The following is a 12,904-nucleotide window of genomic DNA, read 5'->3' as shown; positions in this document are numbered from 1 at the left end:
TTTTTGGCCGTCTGAAAAGGTTCAGACGGCCTTATTTTTAGACTTCTTTTTTGTCTCCGGCTTTCTTTTTGGGAAGGATAAAACGCATCCTCAGGCCGTTGGGTTTGACATTTTCAGCAATGATTTTACCGCAGTGCTGTTCCATAATGTGCTGCGTCAAGGCAAGCCCTAAACCTGTACCGGGCTTGTGTGCGCTGGAGTCGGCGCGATAAAAGGCAGTGAAAATATGCGGAAGCTGCATTTCGTCCACGCCAGGCCCGTTATCGGTAACATCGATAATCCAGTTTTTGCCGTCTTGTCCAATATGAGTTTGAATGGTGCTGCCTTCCGGACTGTAATTGATGGCATTGCGGATAACGTTGTCAAAGGCGCGGTATAGATAGCCTTCGTTGGCGCTGACCACGGCATTTTCAGGGATTTTGGGGTCAATGCTCAGGGTAACGCTTTGGTTGTTTTGGTGGGCGATGCTTTGGTTGTCCTCAATCAAGTTGGTTAAGAACGGAACGAATTTGAGGTTTTCTTTTTCCAAAGGGATATTGGAAGTTTCCAAGCGAGAGAGGGTCAACAATTCGCCGACCAAAGTATCCATGCGCACCAGTTCGCCTTCGAGTCGCTTGAGGTATTGCTCTTGTTTTTGCGGCTGAGATTGAATCAGGCCGACAATCGCCTGCATACGCGCCAGCGGCGAGCGCATTTCATGCGAAACGTGGTGGAGCAGGTGGCGCTCTTTGGCAACAAGTTTTTCAAGTTTTTCGGCCATTTTGTCGAACTGTACGGCAAGGTGAGACAATTCGTCGTCACGGTCGTCAACTTGTTGGGAAATGCGGGTTTCAAGTTCGCCATTGGCCACTCTGTCCATGCCACTACCCAAAATTTTAATAGGCTTGGTAATGTTGTTGGCAAGGATGTATGCCATCAAGAGCCCCACAACGATGATAAAAGACAGAATGATAAATTCGTGCCAAATAGGCGAAAGCGGCAGGCCGGGAATGAAGAGCGGGCTAGGGAGGCGTTGGGCTTGATGATTGTCCCAGCCTTTAATAAAGAAGAGGTATTCTTCGCCGAAGCGGTCGTATTCGATGTGTGCCAAATCAGATTCGGGGTTGTTGATGGCAAAGATACGGGCGCGTTCGATGGAGAGGCTGTCAATATCGCGGCCTAAAATATCTTTTTTATCGTCGCCGGCAATGACATAAACGGCATTGGAAACCGGATTGTTTTTCCATTCGGAAAGAATTTCGCGCGCACCGCTGTCTCCGCGTGAGTTGAAGGCGGAAATGATGCTGCTCATCAATGTGGTTTCGATGGTGCGGCGTTGGTTGAATTGGTTTTCGGCAAGGGTGTTTTGTACCAGCCAAAATGAAAAACTCGCCACAAAGATTGCGCAGACGATGACTGCGCAAAATGTGGCGAAGATGCGTTGAAACAGTTTCATTGATCTGTTTAATCTTTAATTTTTAACAAACAGGTAGCCTAAGCCGCGTACAGTTTGAATCAGGGAAGCATCGCCCAATTTGTGGCGGATGCTGGAGATGTGTACGTCGATACTGCGGTCAAATTTAGCCAGCTTGCGGTCGAGTGCCTCGATAGACAGGGTCTCTTTGCTGACAACTTGTCCGGCATGGCGCATCAAAACTTCGAGCAGATTGAACTCGGTGCTGGTCAATTCAAGCGGAATGTCTTTGATGCTGGCTTGGCGTTTGGCAGGGTAGAGGACAACGTCGCTGACAGAAATGCTGTTAGGCGCGTTGTTTTGTTCGTTGCTGTGTTGCGCACGACGCAAGATGGCGTTGATACGCGCCAAGAGTTCGCGCGGTGTGCATGGTTTCGGTACATAATCGTCCGCACCCATTTCCAAACCGATAATGCGGTCGATGTCGTCACCTTTTGCAGTCAGCATGATGATGGGCACAGTGCTTTGGGTGCGTACGTTTTTCAAAACGTCCAAACCGTTCATTTTAGGCATCATGGAGTCTAATACGACGACATCGTATTGTCCGGTCAGAATTTCTTGAACGCCGGCTTCGCCGTCAGAAACACTGTGGACGTTGAGGCCTTCGGCAGTCAGGTATTCGGTCAGTAATTCGGTCAAGAGGGCATCGTCATCTACGAGTAATACGCGACTCATGGAATTTCCTTTTCGTGATTGTATGCGCCGTGGCACTAAATAGGCGGTGCGGCGATTAAAATAGAGTTGTATTCAATCTTAACATGCAATCTGCTTTTGTTGATAGCGTAATTTTCTGTGCTTTTGCGCTTTTTTGCATAGAAACTTGTCGCTCTTTACATTTTCAGACGGCCTGTAGGGACAAACTGACAATTGAGTGTATTTTGTTTAGGGTTTGTCACATGATTTGGCAGTTTGGTGTTTCGGTGCATTGATGAAATCTTTGCAATCGGACAAAAGTTTGGGCAGCAGTGGGGCGAATACCGGATGGCTGCGTATTTTGTCGGCGTAGAAATACATCATATACGGATAATAATATTGCACTGCCTGCATCCATTGCGCACCTTCTTCTTTTTTGCCTTGTCGGTAGAGGTAGAGGCCGACTTGATAGGCGCTGGAGTAGGGGCGGTAGGTCAGGGCTTTGAGTGCGGCTTCTTCTGCCCACGGGCGGATGTAGGCATCGGTCGGGTCGGCACGTTTGCTCAAACTTAAATCGGCGTAATAGGCAAGCATGGAGCTTTCTTTGGAAAGCTGCTGCAAGCCGTCGATTTTATTTTGAACTGTTTGCGGATTGTCGGTTTCCTTTACACGGCTATATTGGGTCAGATTTTGATATTCCCAGCTGAGGTTTGCCATGCCGATTAAAATCGATAAAGCGGCTATACCGCCTGCCCACTGCCTGATTCGGGTAGATAAAGGGCCATCTGAAATATCTTTCGGATAAGAAGGTGTCAGCGACAGAATCAGGCTGAATACGGTGAGGAAGTAGATATACCAAAGCGGATATTCGAGCATGCTGTGGCAGAGGCTGACGGCAGCGGCGGTCAGTAAAAACAGAGAAGCCGGTGTTTGGTTGCGGCCCAACAGTCGCCATACGGCTGCAAGCAGGGTTAAGGTTGCAAGCAAGGTGCCGGCAATGCCCATTTCGGACAATAACTGCATGACGATATTGTGCGAATGGGTAAACAGTACGCCAAGGATATTGTTGGGGAAGTATTGTTGTTGGGCATTGATCAGGAAGGTTTGCTGGGCAAAGCTGTTCCAGCCATGCCCGAACCAAGGCGCGGATTGAAAGGCAATCCATGCCTTACTCCATTCGATTTGGCGCATGGAGCCTTCAAAACCGCTGGTGCCTGCGCGCTCGACAGCGGTTTCGTATTTGATGTTGCCAAACAAATCCAACAGGCTGCCCATGCCGAATTGGAAAGCGGCGGCCAGGATTGCGGTCAGAAGGAAAATGCACAGTGCGCGTTTGTGTTGGAAGCGGGTACGCCAAAACCATAACGGCGTAATCAGGAATAGGGCGGCAATGTAGCCTAAGATGGTGCGCGAGTTGACAAGGCCGAGGGTCGCAGTCAAAGCCAATACGAACAGAAAACCTGCTGCATTGGACATTTTGCGCGCCGTCCATAAATAGGATGCCGCCAAAATGCCCCACATTAAATAATGTCCCAAATGATTGCGCTGACCGAGTTGGCCGTTTACGGTACCGCTGCTTCGGGCGATGATGCCGTTCAACCACTCTACGTTGGACCAACCTTTAAATTGCAGCCAGACAATGGCAGCCTGTATGGATGCACCTATCAATAAAGACCAAGCAAAGATGCTGACGATGCGTTCTTGTCCGTAAGCTGTCACCCAGCCCCGCACCGACCATGCGCCCAGTGCCAAAATGACAAAGGTCCAGGCGGTGATGTCGCTCATGCCGGGGTAGGTGGAATGCATGAGGCGCGCTTGGAGCGACCAAAATGCGGCCATGGCAAACAAGCCGATACTGAGTGCAGGAAGGCGGATATTCAGCAGGCCTTTGTGTGCGCTAATCAATGTCAGTACCAATGAGCCGCTCAGTGAGATGGCTTCCAGATAAAAGCTGGGCAGTGGGCCGACGCGGTAGAGTGAGAGAAAAGGGACGGCGCAAATCCAAAGAAAGCTGAGCCATAAAGGCCAAAAGGTTTTTACTGAAGATTCAGTCAGGCCGTCTGAAAGTGTGTGGTAGGTCATTTTGATGTGTGTTTTTGTTGTTTAATAAATGCAAGGCAGCCGAGGAAAAAGGCAATGCACAATAATACGGAAACAGCGGCGCAAATCCGGCTGGCGACGGCTGTGTCGGCCAGGCGCATACAGGCTTCGGCAAAGTAAATCAGAATCAGCATGGAGCTGTATTGATAGGTGTAGATGCGTTTTTTCAAAATGCCGGTCAATGGCAGGCACAGCGGCAGGGCTTTCAGTGCCAGCCATGAGCCGCCTTCGCGCAATGGCGCGATCCACAATTCCCATGATAAGGAAAGCAGAATCAGCAGGATAAGGCTTACGGAAGTTGTAAGATAAGGTAATGGGGAGCGTGTATTGTTCACAATATTGAGGGCGTAAAGCCGTACTGGAAACTTAAAATTATACCGCTAAAAAGGCGGGGTAAGCCAAGAATATTGCTTAAAGATACTGAAGAAAGGATTTATTGTTTTTTCTTCAAACGAATGAAACTTTATCTTGTTTTATAGTCTTATTAATATATATATTTAATAAAGATTGTGCTATTATTCTAAATACTTTATCTCAGGAGGATAGAAAACCATGAATCGCGTTGCTGATGTTATCCGTGATGATATTAAAGTAATGACAGCCTATCAGGTTGCCGATTTGCCGGAAGGTTTTATTAAGTTGGACGCCATGGAGTGTCCGCATCATCCTTTCGCCGGGTATGAATCTTTATTGTCAGAATGGGCAGATTTGGCAAAGCAGGCACCGATTCATTTGTATCCCCATACTGCTAAGAGCGGTATTTATGAAGAATTGAGGGAAGTTTTCGGTATTCCCGATAAAGCGGAAATCGCGTTGGGTAACGGCTCCGACGAGCTTATCCAGTTTTTGACTATGCTGGTTGCCAAACCAAATGCGCGTGTATTGGGTATTGAGCCAAGTTTCGTTATGTATCGTCATAATGCCGCGCTTTATGGCATGGAATATGTCGGTGTTCCCGTAAATCCGGATTTCTCTTTGAATCTCCCTGCCGTTTTGTCCGCTATCGAGCAACATCAGCCGTCATTAATTTTTATTGCCTATCCCAATAACCCTACCGGCGTGTGCTTTAAGCGAGAAGAAGTGGAGGCGGTCATTCGTGCGGCTACCGGCATTGTGGTTGTCGATGAGGCATATGGTGCGTTTCATCATGACAGTTTCCTTCCGTGGGCGGGCGAAGTCGAAAACCTGGTCGTAATGCGCACCATCAGTAAAATCGGCTTTGCCGGCTTGCGGATGGGATATGCGGCGGCAAGCCCAAGCATTATGGGTGAAATGGCTAAAATTCTTCCGCCTTACAATATGAATCAATTAAGCTTGGCGGCGGCAAAATTCTCATTGAAACATCATCAAATCATTCAGCAAAACATTGATACATTAAAAAACGAGCGTTCGCGCGTGATGAATGAATTGTTGAAATTAAACCGTTTGGAAGTTTTTCCAAGCGAAGCCAACTTTATTACCGTTCGTGTTCCTGATGCGAACGAGTTGTTTGAAACATTGAAGCAAAACCGCATACTAATTAAAAAACTGCATGGCAGCCATCCGCTTTTGGATCAGTGTGTCCGCATAACCATAGGCTCGGCAGCGCAAAATGATGCCGTCTTGGCCGTTATTAAAAACCTTTCCCCTAATCTTTGATTCCAAGGAAACTATCATCATGAACAAAGCTCAACTGCATTTGACCAATTTTCTGTTACTGGTTGAAGAAGCCGGCTCATTGACCAAGCTTGCACGCGCATGCGGTTATGAAAACTCCGCCTCTTTGTCTCAGCTCAAACGCCGTTTGGAACAACAAGCAGGCGATGAGTCTGCACGCGGCATTCGTCCAAGCCTGGCTGCGAAGTTGGAATCCGGCATGCACAAACGCAAAGGCTGGCTGAACCGTGATCATAGCAAAGACCAAGAAAAAGCAGCAGCGGTTGAGGCGGCGCGTTTGGAAAAACAAACTGTCGAAGCAGTCGAAGCTGGTGTTTCAACCGAAGGCCGTTTTGTTACCGTTACCCGCAATACCAGCGAAACCCAAATTACCGTCAGCCTCAATCTTGACGGTACCGGTAAATACCGCTTGGATACCGGCGTTCCTTTCCTTGAACACATGCTTGCCCAAGTAGCACGTCATGGTTTGATTGACTTGGATATTACCTGCAAAGGCGATTTGCACATTGATGATCACCACACGGTTGAAGACATCGGTATCGTGGTGGGGCAGGCACTGAAACAAGCGCTTGGCAATAAAGCCGGCATTACCCGTTATGGCCATGCCTATGTTCCGCTGGATGAAGCGTTGAGCCGTGTAGTCATCGACCTTTCCGGCCGCCCTGGCTTGGTGTACAACATCGACTTTACCCGCGCCCTGATCGGCCGTTTTGATGTCGATTTGTTTGAAGAATTTTTCCACGGCCTTGTGAACCACAGCATGATGACTTTGCACATCGATAACTTGAGCGGCCGTAATGCACATCATCAAGCCGAGACTGTTTTCAAAGCCTTCGGCCGCGCATTGCGCATGGCGGTCGAATACGATCCGCGCATGGTGGGTCAAACGCCTTCTACCAAAGGCACGCTGAGCGAAGAGTCTGTTCAAGAAGAAGCAGAAGCCGCATCTGAAGAATAAGGCATCGTGTGAATGAATAAAGGCCGTCTGAAACCGATTGGGATTTCAGATGGCCTTTATTATTTGTCTTGTATATCAACAATATTTTGTTTTAAACCATCTTTTGCTACAATCATTCTTATTATTATATTAATCATTAAATGTTTTCAGACGGCCTGAGGAGAAGCAATGAAAGTAGCGATTGTCGATTATGGAATGGGAAACCTGCATTCAGTATTGAAATCTGTTCAGGCGGCTCAGGTCTTGTCTGACAAACATGCCGAGGTTTATCTGACTTCGCGGCCTGAAGAGGTGATGGCGGCGGATAAGGTTATCTTTCCGGGGCAGGGTGCCATGCCGGATTGTATGTCGGCGCTGAAGGCAAGCGGTTTGGGTGAGGTAGTTTCAGACGGCCTGAAAAACAAGCCGTTTTTTGGCATTTGCGTAGGTGCGCAATTATTGTTTGAACACAGTGAGGAAGGCGATACAGATGGTTTGGGTTGGTTTGAAGGTCAAGTAAAACGGTTTTTGCCCAATCAAACCGATGCACAGGGAGGCCGTCTGAAAGTACCGCATATGGGTTGGAATACAGTGCGTCAAACCCGTCCGCACCCTTTATTTCAAGACATTGGGCAGAACGAGTATTTTTATTTTGTTCACAGCTATTATTTTGCACCGAAAAATGAAGAGATTGTTTTAGGCGTCAGCGAATATCCGAATGAATTTGCCTGCATTGTCGGTAAGGACAATGTGTTTGCCACACAGTTCCATACGGAAAAAAGCCATCAGGCAGGATTGCTGCTGCTGCGTAATTTTTTAAATTGGCAGATTTGAGGCTTTTAACATAAATCTACTAAAAATCGCTAATTTGTGTAAAATATACTGAAATTGAGTAGAGGAGAAAAAAATGCTGTTGATACCTGCCATTGATTTGAAAGAAGGACGCTGTGTTCGCTTAAAACAAGGCTTGATGGAGCAGGCGACGGTATTTTCCGATTCGCCGGCAGAGATGGCGTTGCATTGGCGCAATCAAGGTGCACGCCGTTTGCATTTGGTTGATTTGAACGGCGCATTCGCAGGCGTTCCTCAAAATTTTCCGGCGATTAAAGAAATTTTGGCCGCCGTAGCCAAAGATATTCCGGTACAGCTTGGCGGCGGTATCCGTGATTTGGGCATCATCGAAAAGTATTTGGATTTAGGGCTGACCGATGTGATTATCGGTACGGCCGCGGTGAAAAATCCTGAATTTGTACGCGAAGCATGTAAGGCATTTCCGGGTCAGATTATTGTCGGCTTGGATGCCAAAGACGGCATGGTGGCGATAGACGGTTGGGCAACGGTAACGGAACACCATGTCGTCGATTTGGCCAAGCGTTTTGAAGACGATGGTGTCAACAGCATTATTTATACCGATATCGGTCGCGACGGCATGATGAGCGGGGTGAATATCGAAGCTACAGTCAAATTGGCTCAATCAGTGAATATCCCGATTATCGCTTCCGGCGGCTTGACGAATTTGGACGATATCCGCGCATTGTGTGCCGTTGAAAAAGAGGGTGTGAGCGGTGCGATTACCGGCCGCGCAATTTATGAGGGGAGTATTGATTTCGTACAGGCACAAAAACTGGCCGATTCTTTGGCTTGACCTAAGTGCGTTTAATTATGCAGATTAGGGCTTTGCAAGGGGTAACAGCGCAGGAGTTGGCGCATAGCTGAAAATACCTTCAAAAGCGGCATTTTGCAAAGTCCTTAGACTTAAAATCTGTCTGAAATAATTATAAAAAACAACTCACTCAATATCTTATTTTATTAAGGGATTGGTATGCTTGAAGCGTTTGTTTTGGGTTTTTGGATTATCTGGTCATCCGACCGCGAAGTGTATCCGCTAAGCGAAAGTTTGTGGTTTACACTGATTGCAGTGATATTGCGGCAGCTGACGGCGTTTGATTTGCCGATTATCGATACCTATTGGATGATTTTCAACGGGATAATCTGGGCATTTGCCGGTTTAATTTTTTCCATTGTCGGCCGCATTGACAGCAATTTCATTATTTCCTGTGTTTTGGCGATGATAGCCGGCATTGGTTATTTTCAGCTGTTGCAACATTTGCCGGATTGGTTGGGCAAATTTTTGGCCTGACGGTTTCAGACGGCCTGATAACGGATAATAGGTATTGAGTATGGCATTGGCAAAACGAATTATTCCTTGTCTGGATGTAAAAGACGGTCGCGTGGTAAAAGGTGTCAACTTTTTGGGCTTGCGCGATGCAGGCAATCCGGTTGACGTTGCCAAACGCTACAACGATGAAGGCGCGGATGAGTTGACCTTTTTGGACATCACTGCCTCCAGTGACAATCGCGACACTATTTTGCACGTTATTGAGGCAGTCGCATCACAAGTTTTTATTCCATTGACGGTCGGCGGCGGTGTGCGCACGGTTGCCGATATCCGTCGTCTGCTTAATGCCGGTGCCGATAAGGCCAGCATCAATACGGCCGCTGTAACCAATCCTGATTTGGTAAACGAAGCGGCCGGTTTTTTTGGTTCGCAAGCGATTGTTGTTGCCGTGGATGCCAAAGCAGTCAACCCTGAAAACACCCGTTGGGAAATCTTTACCCACGGAGGACGTAATCCGACCGGTTTGGATGCGGTGGAATGGGCTGTCGAAATGCAGCGGCGCGGTGCAGGCGAGATTTTGCTGACCAGTATGGATCGGGACGGCACCAAGCAAGGTTTTAACCTGCCTTTGACGCGCGCGGTCAGCGAGGCGGTGGATATTCCGGTCATTGCTTCCGGCGGCGTCGGTTCGGTTCAGCATTTGGTGGACGGTATTAAAGAAGGGAAGGCAGATGCGGTATTGGCCGCCAGTATTTTCCACTTTGGCGAAGCGAGTATCCGCGAAGCGAAACTGGCCATGCGCGAAGCAGGAATTGAAGTACGTTTGTGATTGCTATCCAAAGGCCGTCTGAAAATATGGGAGAAAAACGCGAATGTCGAACATAAACGAAACGCTGCTGAATGCCGTAAAATTTGATGAAAAAGGCTTGGTTTGCGCGATTGCCCAAGATTGGCAGACACACCGTGTGCTGATGGTTGCCTGGATGAACGCTGAGGCCCTGCAAAAAACCGTAGAAACCGGTTTTACCCACTATTACAGCCGTTCCCGCCAAAAACAATGGATGAAGGGCGAAGAATCTGGACATACGCAAAAAGTACACGAATTACGCCTGGATTGCGATGGCGACGCAGTGGTCATGCTGATTGAGCAAAACGGCGGCATTGCCTGTCATACAGGGCGTGAAAGCTGTTTTTACAAAGTTTGGCAAGACGGAGCATGGCAGGCAGTCGATGCTGTGTTGAAAGACGAAGAGGCGATTTACGGACATAAACATCCTTAAGGCCGTCTGAAAGAAAATAAGAGAAACCGACCATGACCGATACTATCCTTACCCAAATTCAAAACGTCATCGATTCGCGCAAAGGCGGCGATCCGGATGCCTCTTATGTTGCCCAACTGCTGCACAAAGGCGAAGACAAGATTCTGAAAAAAGTCATCGAGGAAGCGGGTGAAACCTTGATGGCCTCTAAAGATGGCGGTGGCGAACATTTGGTTTACGAAGTGGCGGATTTGTGGTTTCATACCATGGTTTTATTGGCGCATCACGGATTGCGTGCCGAAGATGTGGTCAACGAGCTTGCGCGCCGTCAAGGTTTGTCGGGATTAGTGGAAAAAGCTTCTCGCAAAGAATCTTGAATTTATATTACAATCTCGTATTTGACCTGTTTCAGAATCCGTCTCTTTGGGTAAAACGATTTCCCTTTTTTGGTCGAAACTCGTTACGCCCGTTTTCAGACGGCCATTGGAGCCATTATGGATAATTGTATTTTCTGCAAAATCGCAACTAAAGATATTCCGGCACAAACCGTTTACGAAGACGACGAGATGCTTTGTTTCAAAGACATCCGTCCTGCCGCGCCGGTGCATCTGTTGCTGATTCCGAAAGTGCACTTCGATTCACTGGCACACGCAACCGCCGAACATCAAACCCTGTTGGGCAAAATGATGTTGAAAGTTCCTCAAATCGCCCATGAGGCAGGTTTGACCGACGGTTTCAAAACCCTGATCAACACAGGCAAAGGTGGCGGGCAAGAAGTCTTCCACCTGCATATCCATATCATGGGTACGCCTGCATAATTATTATCTATTTTTAACAAATTCAAGGATTTATCATGGGTAGCTTCTCTCTCTGGCACTGGATTATCGTACTGATTATCGTCGTTTTGGTATTCGGTACCAAAAAATTGCGCAACGTCGGCAAAGACCTCGGCGGTGCGGTACATGACTTCAAACAAGGCCTGAACGAAGGTACAGACGGCAAAGATGCCAAAAAAGACGAAGTCATCGAACACAAAAAAGACGAAGACAAAGCATAATCCATGTTTGATTTCGGTTTGGGCGAATTGCTGCTGGTCGGCGTTGTCGCCCTGATAGTGCTTGGCCCCGAACGTCTGCCGCAAGCCGCGCGTACGGCCGGTCGTTTGGTCGGTAAATTGCAAGGATTCGTCAACAACGTCAAGCAGGAGCTTAACACTCAGGCTGAGTTGGACGAATTACGCAAGGTGAAGCAGGAATTTGAAACCGCCGCATCTGAGTTTCGCGACGGTATCAAGGACTTGGGTAACGATGCACAAAAAAATCTGAGCGATATTTCAGACGGCCTCAAGCCGTGGGAACGCCTGCCCGAACAGAAAACGCCTGCCGATTTCGGTGTGGATGAGTTTGGCAATCCTTTGCCTGATATGGCTTCAAACGGCACTGAGAATGAAAGTGCAATCCAAGCTTCTGAGCAGGGTGGGGCAGTGCAAACCCAAGAGCTTGTCGAGGCTGAAAATGCCGAGTCCGAGCAAGATCGCGCTTGGCGTGAGTATTTGACGGCTTCGGTTTCACCTGCTCCTGCGGTAGAAGTCAGCTATGTCGAATCTCCTGTTGCCGATGTTCCTCCGCCGCATACGACTTCTTTGCGTAAGCAGGCGATGAGCCGCAAACGCGATATGCGCCCGAAATTCCACGCCAAGCCCAAACTGCGCGTCCGTAAGTAAAAAGTGAGTCAACCGGTGTCCGAACCTCAACACGAACAACCCGTCCAACCGCTTATCGAGCATCTTCTCGAGCTGCGCCGCCGCATGATGTGGATCGTCATCGGTATCGTCGTCTGCTTTTTGGGCATGATGCCGTTTGCCCAGCAGCTCTATACCTTTGTTGCCGAACCATTGATGGCCAATCTGCCTAAAGATACCAGCATGATTGCGACCGATGTGATCGCGCCGTTTTTTGTGCCGGTCAAGGTTACTTTGATGGCGGCGTTTCTGTTGTCGTTGCCGCACACGCTGTATCAAGTTTGGGCGTTTGTCGCTCCTGCCTTATACCAAAATGAAAAACGTTTGATTACGCCGCTGGTGTTGTCCAGCGTGACGCTTTTCTTCGTCGGTATGGCGTTTGCCTATTTTTTGGTGTTTCCCGTTATTTTTAAATTCTTGGCCGGTGTAACCCCTGTCGGCGTCAATATGGCGACCGATATCGACAAATACCTGTCCTTTATTTTGGGCATGTTTGTGGCATTCGGTACGACGTTTGAAGTTCCCGTCGTTGTGGTGTTGCTTGCCAAAATGGGCATTGTTTCGACTGGACAGCTTAAGAATGCGCGTCCGTATGTGATTGTCGGTGCGTTTGTCGTGGCCGCAATCATCACGCCGCCTGACGTAATTTCTCAAACCCTGCTTGCTGTTCCGCTGATTCTGCTCTACGAAGCAGGCATTTGGTTTAGTCGTTTTGCCAAAGTGAAAACGCAGCAGGAAGATGAAAATACACCGCAACCACCGGCAGAAGTTTAAGAATTAAGGCCGTCTGAAGAATTTTTCAGACGGCCTTTGTATCATGGCACTTTCAGAGTTTTTAAGAAAAAGTATGATGGATGTTTAGGAGTCGTATAAAAACGCTATCGCCCCAAATTCTTTTGATGCGACTAAAAATTTAGACCGAGGATTTTGCCGAAATCGAAGCAGTAATGCGTAACAGTCCCTCATGCGTCAATGGGCTGTTGCTCTGAAGATGATTTCAATACCA

16 protein-coding genes are annotated in these 12,904 nt (G+C 48.1%); 12 read left to right on the top strand and 4 right to left on the bottom strand.

What is annotated here, in order from left to right; all coding sequences use genetic code 11:
• Positions 1-37: 37 nt before the first annotated feature.
• From KCG55_RS01700 to KCG55_RS01685, 4 genes are all read right to left on the bottom strand, one after another.
• Complete coding sequence (locus KCG55_RS01700; RefSeq protein ID WP_254323207.1) at positions 38-1,435, bottom strand: HAMP domain-containing sensor histidine kinase; 1,398 nt, start codon at positions 1,433-1,435, stop codon at positions 38-40.
• Positions 1,436-1,450: 15 nt separating this feature from the next.
• Complete coding sequence (gene misR / locus KCG55_RS01695; RefSeq protein WP_063075637.1) at positions 1,451-2,128, bottom strand: two-component system response regulator MisR; 678 nt, start codon at positions 2,126-2,128, stop codon at positions 1,451-1,453.
• A 207-nt stretch (positions 2,129-2,335) separates the two neighbouring features.
• Positions 2,336-4,168: a PglL family O-oligosaccharyltransferase gene (locus KCG55_RS01690; protein ID WP_254323206.1), complete on the bottom strand. Its 1,833-nt coding sequence runs from the start codon at positions 4,166-4,168 to the stop codon at positions 2,336-2,338.
• Complete coding sequence (locus KCG55_RS01685) at positions 4,165-4,521, bottom strand: DUF2069 domain-containing protein (RefSeq protein WP_254323205.1); 357 nt, start codon at positions 4,519-4,521, stop codon at positions 4,165-4,167. Before KCG55_RS01685 ends, KCG55_RS01690 begins: the two co-directional genes overlap by 4 nt.
• A 217-nt stretch (positions 4,522-4,738) precedes the next feature.
• Here KCG55_RS01685 and hisC point away from each other — a divergent pair, with 217 nt between their 5' ends.
• The 12 genes from hisC to tatC all read left to right on the top strand — a co-directional run bounded on the left by hisC (position 4,739) and on the right by tatC (position 12,672).
• Entirely contained in the window at positions 4,739-5,824 is a 1,086-nt protein-coding gene (hisC, locus tag KCG55_RS01680) for a histidinol-phosphate transaminase (protein WP_254323204.1), read from the top strand.
• 19 nt (positions 5,825-5,843) lie between these two features.
• Positions 5,844-6,800 (top strand): imidazoleglycerol-phosphate dehydratase HisB, encoded by a 957-nt coding sequence (gene hisB / locus KCG55_RS01675; protein ID WP_254323203.1) that lies wholly within the window; start codon positions 5,844-5,846, stop codon positions 6,798-6,800.
• 168 nt (positions 6,801-6,968) lie between these two features.
• Positions 6,969-7,613 (top strand): imidazole glycerol phosphate synthase subunit HisH, encoded by a 645-nt coding sequence (hisH, locus tag KCG55_RS01670; protein WP_254323202.1) that lies wholly within the window; start codon positions 6,969-6,971, stop codon positions 7,611-7,613.
• Between the two features lie 73 nt (positions 7,614-7,686).
• Positions 7,687-8,424: a 1-(5-phosphoribosyl)-5-[(5-phosphoribosylamino)methylideneamino]imidazole-4-carboxamide isomerase gene (gene hisA, locus KCG55_RS01665; RefSeq protein WP_254323201.1), complete on the top strand. Its 738-nt coding sequence runs from the start codon at positions 7,687-7,689 to the stop codon at positions 8,422-8,424.
• 177 nt (positions 8,425-8,601) lie between these two features.
• Entirely contained in the window at positions 8,602-8,919 is a 318-nt protein-coding gene (locus KCG55_RS01660) for a multidrug transporter MatE (protein WP_254323200.1), read from the top strand.
• Between the two features lie 40 nt (positions 8,920-8,959).
• Positions 8,960-9,727, top strand: coding sequence for an imidazole glycerol phosphate synthase subunit HisF (gene hisF, locus KCG55_RS01655; RefSeq protein WP_003748652.1), 768 nt, complete (start codon positions 8,960-8,962; stop codon positions 9,725-9,727).
• Between the two features lie 43 nt (positions 9,728-9,770).
• Positions 9,771-10,178 carry a phosphoribosyl-AMP cyclohydrolase gene (gene hisI, locus KCG55_RS01650; protein WP_432761066.1) on the top strand — a complete coding sequence of 136 codons (408 nt, stop codon included), beginning with the start codon at positions 9,771-9,773 and terminating at the stop codon, positions 10,176-10,178.
• 32 nt (positions 10,179-10,210) lie between these two features.
• Positions 10,211-10,534, top strand: a complete 324-nt coding sequence (locus KCG55_RS01645) for a phosphoribosyl-ATP diphosphatase (RefSeq protein WP_003679440.1) — start codon at positions 10,211-10,213, stop codon at positions 10,532-10,534.
• Positions 10,535-10,651: 117 nt separating this feature from the next.
• Positions 10,652-10,975, top strand: coding sequence for a histidine triad nucleotide-binding protein (locus KCG55_RS01640; RefSeq protein ID WP_049329536.1), 324 nt, complete (start codon positions 10,652-10,654; stop codon positions 10,973-10,975).
• 35 nt (positions 10,976-11,010) lie between these two features.
• A complete protein-coding gene (gene tatA, locus KCG55_RS01635) occupies positions 11,011-11,214 on the top strand; it encodes a Sec-independent protein translocase subunit TatA (RefSeq protein ID WP_003679438.1) in 204 nt (67 codons plus the stop codon).
• Positions 11,215-11,217: 3 nt separating this feature from the next.
• Positions 11,218-11,880 carry a Sec-independent protein translocase protein TatB gene (gene tatB / locus KCG55_RS01630; RefSeq protein ID WP_254323199.1) on the top strand — a complete coding sequence of 221 codons (663 nt, stop codon included), beginning with the start codon at positions 11,218-11,220 and terminating at the stop codon, positions 11,878-11,880.
• A 15-nt stretch (positions 11,881-11,895) separates the two neighbouring features.
• Positions 11,896-12,672: a twin-arginine translocase subunit TatC gene (gene tatC, locus KCG55_RS01625; protein ID WP_254323198.1), complete on the top strand. Its 777-nt coding sequence runs from the start codon at positions 11,896-11,898 to the stop codon at positions 12,670-12,672.
• Positions 12,673-12,904 lie beyond the last annotated feature (232 nt).

The sequence above is a fragment of the Neisseria subflava genome, assembly GCF_024205745.1.
GTDB lineage: Bacteria > Pseudomonadota > Gammaproteobacteria > Burkholderiales > Neisseriaceae > Neisseria > Neisseria flavescens_B.
Note: the sequence above shows the minus strand (reverse complement) of the source record. Positions and strands in the feature narration are given on the sequence as shown.